The sequence below is a fragment of the Spirosoma aureum genome (assembly GCF_011604685.1).
Taxonomy (GTDB): Bacteria; Bacteroidota; Bacteroidia; order Cytophagales; family Spirosomataceae; genus Spirosoma; species Spirosoma aureum.
On the sequence record NZ_CP050063.1, the window covers coordinates 2,398,947 to 2,412,138 of the forward strand.

At 48.3% G+C, this 13,192-nt stretch carries 13 protein-coding genes; 9 read left to right on the plus strand and 4 right to left on the minus strand.

What is annotated here, in order from left to right:
• Positions 1-394: 394 nt before the first annotated feature.
• Positions 395-1,732 (minus strand): sigma-54-dependent transcriptional regulator, encoded by a 1,338-nt coding sequence (locus tag G8759_RS09560; RefSeq protein WP_167207364.1) that lies wholly within the window; start codon positions 1,730-1,732, stop codon positions 395-397.
• A 264-nt stretch (positions 1,733-1,996) separates the two neighbouring features.
• On the opposite strand from G8759_RS09560, the gene G8759_RS09565 reads away from it, so the two are divergent.
• Both G8759_RS09565 and G8759_RS09570 read left to right on the plus strand, forming a co-directional pair.
• A complete protein-coding gene (locus tag G8759_RS09565) occupies positions 1,997-2,485 on the plus strand; it encodes a TlpA disulfide reductase family protein (RefSeq protein WP_197933114.1) in 489 nt (162 codons plus the stop codon).
• A 5-nt stretch (positions 2,486-2,490) separates the two neighbouring features.
• Positions 2,491-3,111, plus strand: coding sequence for a thioredoxin family protein (locus G8759_RS09570; protein WP_167207368.1), 621 nt, complete (start codon positions 2,491-2,493; stop codon positions 3,109-3,111).
• Between the two features lie 113 nt (positions 3,112-3,224).
• Here G8759_RS09570 and G8759_RS09575 read toward each other — a convergent pair whose 3' ends face one another.
• Positions 3,225-4,889, minus strand: coding sequence for a M28 family metallopeptidase (locus G8759_RS09575; protein WP_167207370.1), 1,665 nt, complete (start codon positions 4,887-4,889; stop codon positions 3,225-3,227).
• 212 nt (positions 4,890-5,101) lie between these two features.
• Between G8759_RS09575 and G8759_RS09580 the strand changes: the two genes are divergently transcribed.
• The gene (locus tag G8759_RS09580) at positions 5,102-6,040 is read left to right on the plus strand and encodes a nucleoside hydrolase (protein ID WP_167207372.1); all 939 of its coding nucleotides are present in this window, start codon (positions 5,102-5,104) and stop codon (positions 6,038-6,040) included.
• A 59-nt stretch (positions 6,041-6,099) separates the two neighbouring features.
• On the opposite strand, the gene G8759_RS09585 is transcribed toward G8759_RS09580, so the two are convergent.
• Positions 6,100-6,687 (minus strand): hypothetical protein, encoded by a 588-nt coding sequence (locus tag G8759_RS09585; protein WP_167207374.1) that lies wholly within the window; start codon positions 6,685-6,687, stop codon positions 6,100-6,102.
• A 452-nt stretch (positions 6,688-7,139) separates the two neighbouring features.
• Between G8759_RS09585 and G8759_RS09590 the strand changes: the two genes are divergently transcribed.
• The 3 genes from G8759_RS09590 (at position 7,140) to G8759_RS09600 (ending at position 9,826) form a co-directional block, all read left to right on the plus strand.
• Positions 7,140-7,691, plus strand: coding sequence for an NUDIX hydrolase (locus G8759_RS09590; protein WP_167207376.1), 552 nt, complete (start codon positions 7,140-7,142; stop codon positions 7,689-7,691).
• 123 nt (positions 7,692-7,814) lie between these two features.
• Positions 7,815-8,969: a pyridoxal phosphate-dependent aminotransferase gene (locus G8759_RS09595; protein WP_167218836.1), complete on the plus strand. Its 1,155-nt coding sequence runs from the start codon at positions 7,815-7,817 to the stop codon at positions 8,967-8,969.
• On the plus strand, positions 8,969-9,826 hold the full coding sequence (locus tag G8759_RS09600) for a prephenate dehydrogenase (protein ID WP_167207378.1): 858 nt from the start codon (positions 8,969-8,971) through the stop codon (positions 9,824-9,826). The genes G8759_RS09595 and G8759_RS09600 overlap by 1 nt, the downstream gene beginning before the upstream one ends.
• Here the strand turns inward: G8759_RS09600 and G8759_RS09605 are convergent.
• Complete coding sequence (locus tag G8759_RS09605) at positions 9,789-10,991, minus strand: FAD-dependent monooxygenase (protein ID WP_167207380.1); 1,203 nt, start codon at positions 10,989-10,991, stop codon at positions 9,789-9,791. The two genes, G8759_RS09600 and G8759_RS09605, sit on opposite strands and share 38 nt — an antisense overlap.
• Positions 10,992-11,060: 69 nt before the next feature.
• Between G8759_RS09605 and G8759_RS09610 the strand changes: the two genes are divergently transcribed.
• The 3 genes from G8759_RS09610 to G8759_RS09620 all read left to right on the plus strand — a co-directional run bounded on the left by G8759_RS09610 (position 11,061) and on the right by G8759_RS09620 (position 13,145).
• Positions 11,061-11,684, plus strand: a complete 624-nt coding sequence (locus tag G8759_RS09610; RefSeq protein WP_167207382.1) for a TetR/AcrR family transcriptional regulator — start codon at positions 11,061-11,063, stop codon at positions 11,682-11,684.
• Between the two features lie 183 nt (positions 11,685-11,867).
• On the plus strand, positions 11,868-12,728 hold the full coding sequence (locus tag G8759_RS09615; RefSeq protein ID WP_167207384.1) for an aldo/keto reductase: 861 nt from the start codon (positions 11,868-11,870) through the stop codon (positions 12,726-12,728).
• Between the two features lie 69 nt (positions 12,729-12,797).
• Positions 12,798-13,145, plus strand: a complete 348-nt coding sequence (locus G8759_RS09620) for a hypothetical protein (protein WP_167207386.1) — start codon at positions 12,798-12,800, stop codon at positions 13,143-13,145.
• The last annotated feature ends 47 nt before the right edge of the window (positions 13,146-13,192 follow it).

A 13,192-nucleotide genomic window follows, 5' to 3' on the forward strand; every position in this document is an offset into this window, starting at 1 on the left:
ATGTGTTCAAACCACTCGATGGATTTGTAGAAAAATGCGAAGCAGAGCAGGGCAGTTATAATCAGAAGGACGATTTCCATAAAAAGCAATTCTGTTTGGTTCGAACAGGGTATGCCAAAAAGTATTCCAGGCTTGATTGGAAAGAGAGACTATTGGCTATATAATTGATAATCAGTAAATTAATTATAGGATTTGTTTTCTGCAATGAAAAAGAAATTCGGCAACCTTCTCATTTTGACAAGGTCAGTTCTCATTTTAGGAATGGAGCGAAAAGATTGGAATGAGCCCGTGAAATGGGATAGTCAAAACTGAAGACACCTGATCTATAGCGCGAATGAAGATTCGACCCATCCATACTGAACCGGAATTCCTTTTTCATTAAGTAGTTAATCGGTCACCCTAACTGATATTCATCGTATTTCCGATAGAGCGTACTCAGACTAATACCGAGCAGCCGGGCGGATTCGGCTTTGTTGCCATTCGTATGCTGCAACACACGTTCGATATGGTTTTTTTCGACGGTCGCCAGGTCATATGAAAAGGCAGGAGGTTGACTGGAAGGGGATTGAACATCCAGCGGTAGATAGGTTGGCAATAAGGTTTGCCCATCGCTGAGGATAACCGCCCGCTCGATGACGTTTTTCAATTCGCGAATGTTGCCTTTCCAACTGTAGCGGGTTAGCGCGTCGATAAATGCCGGACTTAGCGTCATTTGCTTTTTTCCAATTTTGGCAGCTTCCTGCTGAGCCAGCACTTCGGCAAGGACAGGAATGTCGTCGCGCCGGTCGCGCAGGGGAGGAAGTTCGATGGAAAAAACGGAGAGCCGGTAGTATAAATCAGACCGAAAATGGCCGGTTTCGGCGTCCTGCTTCAGATCACGATTGGTGGCGGCAACAACCCGCACATCGGTTTTGGTAGGCTTTGTGTCGCCTACGCGCATAAATTCGTGCGTTTCGAGCACACGCAGCAGTTTGGCCTGTAGGTCAAGGGCCATTTCGCCGATTTCGTCCAGAAAAATAGTGCCTTTATTGGCTTCTTCAAACAGCCCTTTTTTGTCGCGTGTAGCTCCCGTAAATGCACCGGCTCGATGCCCGAAGAGTTCACTTTCCAGAATTTCTTTACCCAGCGCGCTACAATTGACAGCCACAAACGACCCCGCCCGGCGTGGACTCGCCTGGTGGATAGCCTGCGCGAAAACTTCTTTTCCTGTGCCCGTTTCGCCGGTCAGCAGTACAGTCGTGTCGGTCACCGCAACTCTGCGGGCCAGATCGATGGCTTGCTGAATGGTTTTGGACTGCCCGATAATTTTCTCAAAACCGTATTTCTGTTGTACCTGTTCTTCGAGCCGTTTAATCCGAAACTGTAACTGCGCCTTCTCGATTGCCCGACTCACCAGCGGAATGATCCTATCATTATCGTCGCCCTTGGTTATGTAGTCGAAAGCACCATTTTTGATCGCTTTTACGCCATCGGCAATAGTCCCATAAGCAGTCAGGACAATGACTTCAGTGGCGGGCTGGATTTTTTTTACCTGGGCTGTCAGGTCAATACCATTACCGTCGGGGAGCTTTACATCGCTGATAACCAACTGGATTTCTGTTCGTTCCAGTGTGCGTAAGCCACTTCGGGCATCATCAGCCTCCAGTACCTGATAATCTTCCAGAGTCAGGATTCGGGCTAATAGTTGACGAAGTTTGGGTTCGTCGTCGATGAGTAGGATGGTGCCAGGCATAGTTGTTGATTGACATTCCGGCGTAGTGAGGAGTACCGATGCAGATGAATTCGTGCGGTAAAGATGGGAAAGCTGTTGCCGTTTTTAGCCAGAAGAGTTGAATAATTTATTTTATTCTGGTTGTAGGTTAGAGTAGGCGTGCCACGGTTCAAAACTGTGGCACGCCTACTCTAACCTACAACCAGAATACACAACCGCCTTTTTTATACTGAATTGGCTACACTCGCGTTTTGCTATTAAATAGCTATTTTGTTGATTATGAACATGAAATCAATTTTTGGCTTATTTTTGATATTACTGCTGGCTGGCGCTAAACCAGCACAAAGCCAGTTGGTGAAGGTCATTAAATTCAATCAGTTGAATCAACTGGTCAATCAGCCGAATGACACACTTTATGTCGTGAATTTCTGGGCTACGTGGTGTGCGCCATGTGTTAAGGAATTGCCGCAGTTCGAAGCGTTGAGGCAAGCGTATTCCGATAAGAAATTGGCTGTTCTGCTGGTAAGTCTGGATGATAAGAGCGATCTGACCAGGAAGGTAAATCCATTCGTTCGAAACCGGAAAATTCGGTCAAAAGTCGTTTTACTCGATGAAACTGACCTGAATACGTGGATCGATAAAATAGCCCCGGAGTGGTCGGGAGCACTGCCAATGACGCTGATTATCAACCAACGGCGGAAAATCAGACAGTACATTGGTAAACCCTTGAAGGAAGGAGAACTTACAACCATAATTGATCAATACAAACTATAATCATCATGAAAAAGACCGCTTTTTTGTCAATGTTGGCACTGCTACTGACTGTAGCGTTGATGAGTACCCGGAGTTTGTCGGATGGGTATAAGGTAGGGGATACGGTTCAGGATTTTAAACTGAAAAATGTAGATGGAAAAACGGTTTCGCTGGCTGACAAAAAAGACGCGAAAGGCTACATTATCGCCTTTACCTGCAACAGCTGTCCGGTAGCGAAAGCCTATGAAAGCCGGATTATGGCACTGAATGAAGAGTTTGCGTCGAAAGGGTATCCTGTTCTGGCGATTCAGGCCAATGATGCTGAACAGTCGCCCGGCGATTCATTCATGGCCATGCAGGACCGGGCTAAAGCAAAAAAATACGCATTCCCTTATCTGTATGATGAGAGTCAGGCCGTTGCCCGGACCTTTGGTGCAACGAACACTCCCCATATGTTCGTTGTCAAAAAAGACGGTGGTCAATATAAGATTGCTTACATCGGGGCCATTGATAACAATCAGCGCGACGCATCGGCTGCCGATAAAAAATACGTCGAAGAAGCCGTCAATGCGTTGCTGTCGGGCAAGTCGGTAACCACAACATCGGCCAGAGCCATTGGTTGCGGTATTAAGTGGAAAAATGCTTAACCAAAATCAGTCTCAAAAAGAATAGCTTATTATTCTTTTTGAGACTGATTTTGGTTAAGCAAACTAGCGGCAAGCCCAATCCACAATGAATAGGGCTTGTCGCTAGTTCATTTTTAGGGTGTAGCGGGCTTCCCAAACTTCGTTCCGAAAAAATCACCCTTGTTCCAGGTAGGGCGACTGTCGGCCTGAGCCGCTAGATAGCCGATCAGGAATTGCAGTTGCACATGTTTGGCCGCGGCATTGAAATCGAAGGGCTGGTTGATATCATCCTGTGGAGAGTGGTAAATGGTAGCCCGCCAATCGAGGTTGAGTTTGGTGCCGTCGAGGTTGGGATTGCCTGTTTGGGAGCCGCTTTTGATATAGATGGCCGGAATGCCCTGCCGAACAAAGCTGAAGTGATCGCTGCGCATAAACACAGTTTGTTCCGGAATCGGGTCCGGGCTGATCTGAACGCCAACAAATGCAGCGGCCAGTTCTGTTTCATGACCCAGACTTGAATGTTCGGCACCATAGGGCACGATATCGAGCAATGGGTGGAAGAAAAAGGGCATATCGAGGCAGAAATTGGCAACGATTTTGTCTTTCGGAACGGTTGGGTTACTGGCAAAATAATCGGAACCCAGCAGGCCCATTTCCTCTCCCGTTACGCCCACAAACACAAGCGATCGGCGCGGAGCTTTGGGCAGGGATGCGAATAGCCGGGCCGTTTCGAGATTGATAGCAACCCCCGACGCGTTATCGTGCGCACCGTTATAGATCGAGTCGCCTTTTACCGGGCGGCCAATGCCTAAATGATCGAGGTGCGCGACATAGACGATGTATTCGTTTTTCAGAACAGGATCAGAGCCAGGCAATACGGCTACTACATTTTGTCCGGCTACATCTTCTACTGCATCAGTCTGGGTATGCATCTGAGCCGAAATGTTAAGCGGAAATGCCTGAGAGCGGTTTTTCATGACAGCGGCTACCGCATCGCTGAACGAAGTGGCCGAATTCGTAAAAATCAGCCTGGCGGTCGAATCGCTTAGGGAAGCAGAGCCTTTAATGGCCGGAAACGTGCGTTGTGGCTTTCCACGCTTATCGAGCCAGCGATAAATGCCTTGCCGGGTTCGGGGAGCGGCTGTTTCGATGCGGTTACGCAAGTCGGTTGGTAAGCTAAACGAAAGCACACCGACTGCTCCATGTGCCGCAGCGATCTCTGCCTTCGCCGACGAATAATAAGCCCGCTGGTTTGACGGAAAAATGGTTGGCGCTCCGTTTACATAAGCCACGATTTTACCTTTAACATCAATGTTCGCATAATCATCATACCCCAACTCTGGTGCCGACACGCCATAGCCGACAAACACAACAGGTGCACTGACATCGCTGTTGGCATGATCTGGATTTGGGTTCAGAATAAACTGTTGTCCATAAAGCAGTGTCTTTTCGCCATCTTTAAAGGAAAGCGTCAGAAAACTAGTCTTTTCCCGGACCTGCCACCGGCGGAGGGGTACGGCCTGGCGATACGTATTGTTTTCTCCGGCTGGTTGTAGACCCAGTGCTTCGAGCTGGGTTTGCATGTAATTGGCAGCCAGCGCAAACCCTCGTGTGCCGGGTTTGCGGCCTTCGAGCGCATCATCGGCAAGAAAATGCATGGCGGCCCGGATCGCTTCAGGGCGGACGGTTTTCGCAATGGTTTGTGCCTCGGAAGGAATACTGCCCGACTGAGCCAAAGACACCGTCACGACAGTCAGACTGATGAGCAGAGCGAGCGGGAAAGAGGTAGAAAAACGCATAGGACAACGCTGGAATACAAAAACAATTGACTAAGATAGCCGACGATTTCTGTAGATCAAATTTGACATGGATTCTCATTGACCATCAACTGGGGTCTAAACTTTGTCAAAGCCGGGATGTCAGGTTCTTCAGGACTCGTAGTATATTGGCTATTTATAGCTGAGTATACCCAGGTATACGGTAGCTGGAACGCTATGAAAACCACCAACGAATGAAGAAATTACCCGTGATTATTGACTGTGACCCCGGTCACGATGATGCCGTGATGTTGATGCTGGCGGTTGGTTGTGGCTTGTTTGATATTAAAGCAATCACGACATCGGCCGGAAACCAGACACAGGCAAAAACGCTGAAAAACGCGCTGAAAATTAAGGCTTTGCTAGCCGTTGATATCCCCGTTTATAAAGGCTGCGACAAGCCTCTTTTTCGTGAACTCATTATTGCCGATTATGTGCACGGCGAGATGGGAATGGACGGTCCTATTCTGCCGGAGCCTGTTATTGAAGCCGAGCCCTTATCGGCCATCGAAGCCATTGCCAAAATTCTGACCGATAGCCCGGAGAAGGTCACCCTTGTGCCGACCGGACCACTAACCAACATTGCCACTTTTTTGCTGGCCTATCCGCATCTGAAGTCGAAAATTGAGCGGATTTCGCTGATGGGCGGTGGCGCTTTTCGAGGGAATATGACGCCTACTGCCGAGTTCAATATCTATGTCGATCCCGAAGCCGCTGCTGTTGTGTTTAATTCTGGTGTTCCGATCACCATGTGCGGTCTGGACGTTACGCACAAGGCATTGGTTTTTCAGGAAGATATAGAACTGTTCAGAGCTGTTGGGAATAAAACGGGCAAAGTGATCGCTGAATTGATGGACTTCTTTTCCATCTTTTACCGAAAAGAGCGGACCGAGTTGAATGGGGGAGCCGCACTGCACGATCCCTGTGCCATTGCCTGGTTGATTGATCCATCCATGTTTCAATCGAAAGCCTGTTACGTAGATGTAGAACTGACGGGCAAGCTAACGCTGGGCACCACCGTAGTCGATTTTTTCGATGTATTGAAAAAGAAACCGAATGTCGATTTTGTGTACGACATCGATAGAAAGAAGTACATCAAATTGATTTACGACTCGATCCAGAATTTGCCTTAACTACCATTTCTCGACCAATGAGCGTTTTCCCGTCTGCGAGAAATTGGCGGTAATTGTCATCAGAACCACGGCCGCTTAACCTTGAATGACTTTTTCAGGCCACTGATCATCAGGAATGCGCCGACGACACCGAAAATGATGGCCAGTATCGTGATGTGCAGAATGGCAAATAGCACGGCCACCAATAGTATAATTATCGATGCTTTAAGCTTCCAACTAATCCGTTGCCACCAGTTCAACTCCTCGCGCAGTGGTAAACCCAGTCCCTGACGAATTTTATTGCCAAGCCGAAGTTGACTCTTGGGTTTAGGTTTTGGCTTCGGTTGTTTATCAATAACCTCTGTCGAATGCGTTAACAACGACTGAATGCGCTGCATCCGGCGTTCTACGCGCTTCGAAGCCAATTGGTCCGGTGTATTGCCCCGGCTGACAACCGCCGGAGTCGCTGTCTCCAAAGCAATGGCAACGGGTTGCTCAATTACTGAAACGGAATCAGGAATTACTACCTGATTAGGAGCAACCGACTGATTGGCAGAAAGTCTGGCCGCTGCTGGATGAGGAGTTCGTTGGAAATAGGCGACGGGCCGGTGGCAGGACGAAAAGAAAAGACATAACGCAGCAACGAAAACGACAGCGATATTTTTCATTAGGTTGTGTTGTACGATCGGAAATTGCAGATGCAAAATTTCCCCTTACAACGAACTGGAAAGGCGGTTTGATATGATTTGGATAAAAAAGTCGACTAAATAGCCGCTGGTATTACTGAAAATAAGCCGGAAAAGTAAGGGTGTTAGGGGTCTTTTCGTTGGATTATAAGCCCACTTTTCTCTGTTTATGAATCGTATACCAGATTGGCAAGCATTGAGTCTTTTCGTTGTCAGCCTTGCCAATGGGCAAACTGCTGAACCAGTTTATAATTACGATGAAGCCAAAGTTGGTACGTATGTGCGATCACATTTCCTGCCATTAATCAACCCGTTGGTCAAACGGTTCGTTTTCACGTCCGAACCGTCAAACAGGATGTTACGAACTACAATTGGGAACAATACTTGCGGTTTGCGGATGAATTAGTCCGGTAGTCCTGCCTACCTTTGTGTCTATGATTCCAGATAATGACCCTCGGCCCTGGTCGGTCGAAAGCTCCGAATACCTCCATCAATTGCCGTGGTTTACGGTTCGCAAAGATGCCGTCCGAATGCAAAATGGCGGTACTATTCCCAATTATTTCATTTTAGAGTATCCTGACTGGATCAATGTCGTGGCTGTAACGACCGAAGGACAGGTTGTACTGATCCGGCAATACCGGCATGGTATTGCAGGTGTTCACTACGAACTTTGCGCGGGTGTTGTTGATCCCGGCGAAGAGCCACTCGTGGCGGCTCAGCGCGAACTTCTGGAAGAAACGGGCTTTGGGGGTGGCCAGTGGACACCATTGATGACACTCTCTGCCAATCCGGGAACGCATGCAAACCTGACGCATTCATTTTTGGCGATCGGGGTAGAGCCTAAACAGGCGCAGCACCTCGAATCGACTGAAGAAATAACCGTTCATATTGTATCGCCGGAACGGGCATGGGACATCATCAATAAGGGCGAGATGATGCAGGCATTGCATCTGGCCCCATTGCTGAAATACCTCGCTGAACGATGATTATTCTGTTTTGCTGATCAGCAGGATTTATTTCCCGGTATCTTTGCGGTTTATTATCGTAATGAAGGCTGATTTACACAAAAATCAATGAGATCGGCCAAACCAGAAGAAGCACAGTTTGGAATGATAATCCCTCTTGCCCACCGCGCTGATCAAACGCAGGAATACTATTTTTCGGTGAAATTGGCCGAAGTCCGTCGCCTTCAGGCGGCTGGACATGATGTAATTAACCTCGGTATCGGCAATCCTGACCTGATGCCGTCTGCCAACACGGTGGATGCGCTCATCAAGTCGGCGCAACAGCCAGCATCGCATGGATATCAGCCTTATAAGGGTACGCCAGGCTTGCGCCAGGCCATCGCTCAGTTTTATGCCCATACCTATGGAGTTCCGCTTGATGCCGATACCGAAATTTTGCCATTAATTGGCTCAAAAGAAGGTATTACCCATATTTCGCTGACGTTCCTGAATGACGGCGATGGCGTTCTCGTTCCTGAACTGGGTTATCCGGCCTACCGGGCTGTGAGCCGTATGATTGGCGCTTATGTTCGCGAATATCCTTTACTGGAGTATGGCGGGTGGCAACCCGATTGGGAGGTTATGGCCGATTTGCTGACCGATACGACCAAACTTATCTGGCTCAATTATCCGCATATGCCGACCGGTGCACCCGCAACCCGTGCTTTATTTGAGCGGGCCGTACGGTTTGCCCACGATCATCGGATATTGTTGTGTCACGACAACCCTTATAGCCTGATTCTGAATAAAAAACCGCCTATTAGTCTGTTATCGGTCGACGGAGCGAAAGAGGTAGGTATCGAGTTGAATTCGTTGAGTAAGTCGCATAATATGGCGGGCTGGCGTATTGGCTGGATGGCTGCGGCCAAAGCTTATGTAGATGCCGTATTGACCATTAAAAGTAACGTCGACTCGGGACAGTTCAAACCCTTGATGGATGCCGCTGCCGAAGCCCTAACCAACTCCGACGATTGGCACCGCGAGCGTAATGCCGTGTATCAGGGACGGTTAGATGCCGTTCATGCTTTTCTGGATGCGCTCAACTGTACCTATACGACTGATCAGGAAGGGTTGTTCATCTGGGCGAAACTCTCCGATTCAACCGAATCGGCCGAAAAACTGGTGGATGACTTACTCCTGACGAAGCACGTTTTCATTGCACCGGGCTTCATTTTTGGACCCAAAGGCGATCGCTACATACGGGTGTCGTTGTGTATGCCTAAAGAACGGATCGAAGAAGCTGTAAAACGAATAAAATAATGGTTGTAAGCATCGTTGGAATAGGCTTATTAGGTGGATCGTTCGCCCTGGCCATACGCGAAAAATACCCCAAAATACGCTTCGTTGGTGTCGATACCTCAACCGTCAATGGCCAGCTAGCACTAGCTAAAGGCATTGTCGATGAGGTCTTGCCATTGGAGGAAGCTGTAGCACAAAGCACGTTGGTCGTGATGGCTACACCCGTCAATATTATTATCGATCTGTTGCCCAGGGTTCTGGATTTATTGCCACCCGGTGCAACCGTTGTCGATCTGGGGTCGACCAAAGAACTGATTTGCGGCATTGCTGATGCACATTCAAAACGGGCGCAGTTTGTGGCCGCTCACCCCATGGCCGGAACCGAAAATTCTGGCCCCAGCGCTGCCTTCAAGGAGCTGTTACCCGGCAAAAATCTGATCATCTGCGACCGCGAGAAAAGCAATCCCGATAGCCTGACGCTGACCGAAAGCCTATTCCGGGATGCCGGTATGAAATTGTTTTATATGACTCCGCAGGAGCATGATCTTCATCTGGCCTATGTCTCGCACCTGAGCCATATCAGCGCTTTCGCACTTGGCCTGACGGTATTGGAAAAGGAAAAAGACGAACAGGCCATCTTCGATATGGCCAGCACCGGTTTCAGCTCAACGGTACGGTTGGCCAAAAGCTCTCCGCAGATGTGGGCACCTATTTTTGACCAGAACCGGATCAATGTTTCCGATGCGCTTTCGGCTTATATCGAGTTTCTACAGCAGTTTAAGCAGGTTATCGACGATCAGGATGTAAAAACCTCCCTCGATTTCATGCAGCGGGCCAATGTCATTCGACGGGTGCTGGATGGGATCGAGAAGCGTTGATTGCCAGTTTTCGAGCATAGTCCATGTTGTAAATTCCGTCAAATTGCTGTTTGCTGGCCGATTTTGGCAGTATTCGCATGGCTGTGAAGGCAAGTGGTTTGAGCCATCCGGGCAAATTAACAACCTGCCCAATCTGGCGTGAAAGTTTTACAATACGGTCGACTTTTGCCTTACGGATTGATTCGTACTGACGGAAGGCCTCAGCCTCAGTCGTTGTTTGACCCAGACATGTGCTTACAACAAACGCGTCTTCAATTGCCTGACAGGCTCCCTGACCTACGTTAGGCGTAGTGGCGTGGGCGGCATCGCCCAGTAAGGTACATCGACCGCGCGACCAGGTTCGTAAGGTTGGTAAGTCATAGAGATCGGCGCGGTGAACTCGCCCTTCTTCGGCGGCTTCGAGTATCCGTGAAACAATTGGCGGAAAGTGCTGGCCTAAAGACTGTAAGTAGGGAATGGTTTTACCTGGTACATCATGGCCATTGGCTGGAGTCGCCACGGTGATGTAGGCATAAAGCTGGTTGAGACCGCATGGTACCAGGCCAACGCGCAGACCAGCTGAGCGGCCCCAATATTCAATAGATGTCGATTGTTCATCAACGGGTAAAGGATAGTTGATGATCGTTCGCCAGCAGGATTGTCCTGAATAATGCAGGGGTTGCTCACTGAAGAGTCGCGTACGAACGGCTGATCGAATGCCATCCGCCCCAATCAAAAACGAGCCATCCGCTGTAGAACCATCCGTAAATCGGGCGTGCACCTGCCGACCATCGTCATATAGGTCGGCTAGTTGCTTGCCTGTATGAATCTGATCCGGATTTAGAGAATCCAGCAATAACCGTTGAAGTTTCCCGCGGTTGACAACAAGCGTTCCGTAACCGTATTGCTTTGTCAGTTCCTGAACATCTAATTCCTGTACAATTCGACCATTCGGATCTGTAATCAACCCTTTTGTAAGCGGCCAGCTAATCGAAGTAAGCGCTTCCAACAGCCCTAACTGATCGAATACAAAAAGTGCATTGGACGATAAAACTAATCCGGCGCCCACTTCCTGTAGACGGATAGCCTTCTCATAAATAGTTGACCGAATGCCCTGCTGGTTCAGGGCTAACGCCGTTATCAGCCCTCCAATACCTCCTCCGATGATTATTCCTGTTTGTTCCATTGTTATTTGTTATATTTAGGACAAATGTACTAATGAGATTTGCATTTAGAACAAACGTTCTATTTATCGGTGGATACAAAAGCTAAAATTTTACAGGCGGCTCTGAAATTGTTTAATGAGCAGGGAGCAGATGTTAGTACGGTTCGGCATATTGCCAAAGAAGTAGGCATCAGCCACGGGAATTTGTGTTATCATTTCCCCAATACCGACATTATAATAAACCACCTTTACGACCAATTGGTCGATCAGCTGAGCGTTCGGATCGGGGCGGTTTATGCGACTGCTGATCAGGAAATGGAAGTTCTCATCGAATCGGCTAAAGCAAGCATGGCGATCCTGCATGACTATCGTTTTTTGATGCTGGATTTCGCTGGTATTATGCGACGAATACCGGAACTGCGCGAGAAGCATAGGGCTTTGGTTGTAAAACGCAAAGTCGTGTTCCGGCAAATCCTGCTTCAGTTAAGAGCATCGGACAGAATGCGGGGGGAGCTATATCCGGGCCACGATGACGATTTGCTGGATCAGTTGTTTATAGTCGGCGATTTCTGGTTATCCAGTGCTACTATTTTTCATGATGGTCCGATTGACGAGAAACTTAATCACTATCAGCGCATCTTTCTGGCGCTCCTGATTCCATTGTTGACCGAAAAAGGAATCGCCGAGTGGCGCTCGATTGAGCAATTCGCCTAAAAATGTCGGAGCCTGTTGTTACTAAAGCAGCAGCTTCTTTTTCAGCGCTATGCGCAGGTAAAGGCATAAAAAAAATGAAAACTTCTTGGTTCCGTTTATACAAAAAGCGTTTCTATTGGTTTATGAGTAGGATACAGGACACGATCTGTTGTCCTGTTTTGCAACAAACAACCAGAAACACTTATGCAAGTAACAGAAACGCCAGCATCACAAGCTGGTACGATTACCATTGGTGATTTAACCGTCAATCGAATGGCCTACGGAGCTATGCGTCTAACTGGCCACGGCATCTGGGGACCACCTCAAGACCATGATGAGTGCATTCGTGTGCTAAAACGTACTCTCGATCTTGGTATTAACTTCATCGATACCGCCGATAGTTATGGCCCTCATGTTGCAGAAGAGCTGATCGCCGAAGCACTTTATCCCTATCCGGAAGGGTTGGTTATTGGAACCAAAGGCGGATTACTGCGAACGGGCCCGAATCAATGGCCGGTAGATGGGAGCCGGAAACACCTGGAAGAGGCCTTGAATGGCAGCCTTAAGCGCCTGAAACTCGATCAGATTGACCTGTATCAGCTCCACCGCTTCGATAGTAAAGTTCCCTCGGAAGAATTCCTGGGCTTTTTGCAGGAAGCTCAGCAACAGGGCAAAATCAAACACATTGGTTTATCGGAGGTAAGTATCGAACAAATCGAAGAAGCGAAGCAATATTTTGAGGTGGTTTCAGTCCAGAATATGTATAATTTTGGTGAGCAGCGATGGAATAACGTGTTGCACTACTGTGAGCAGAACAATATTGCGTTTATTCCGTGGTTCCCGCTCAATGCAGGTAATATATCGGCTCAAAAAGCGATTAAAAAAGTAGCAGAACGGCACAATGCGACTGAGTACCAGATTGCACTTGCCTGGTTGCTGGCTGCTTCACCTGTTATGTTGCCCATTGCTGGTACCTCTTCGGTGAAACACCTGGAAGAAAATGTACAGGCTGCTACGATCCGGTTAACTGACGAAGATTTTCAGGATATGCCGTTACCGAAATAGGCCTGCGAATTGGTTTGTCTGAACATCCATAAACCGTTAATCGAATACTGAACCGTAAATAAAACGATCATGGCACTACAAACGAACCAGGACACAGGGCAACTGCTGGCAACAACATTGCAACGGTTGCAACAGGGCGCAGAGCATATTAGCCCAGTCGACGAGTTGATTAGTGAGTGGAGTAAGGCTCTTGGCGAAGGAAATCAGACGTTGGAAAATGTTGCCGATGAACTGTTTTCTCTAAAGCAGGCCCTGACGGAAGGAAAGGCTCCTAAAATTGCGGGATCGCTGCATACACTTAGCAAACTGACCAAGCGAGCAGCTAATGAGTCGTCGGAAATTGGCTTGGTAGGTCAGCTTCTTCAACTCGCCGAAGTTCTCGACGACCTGTCGGCCAGAGTCGCTCAATCGCGTTAGTATGGTTAGTAGCCTAAGAACGAAACAGGGAATGCCGTTCGGCATTC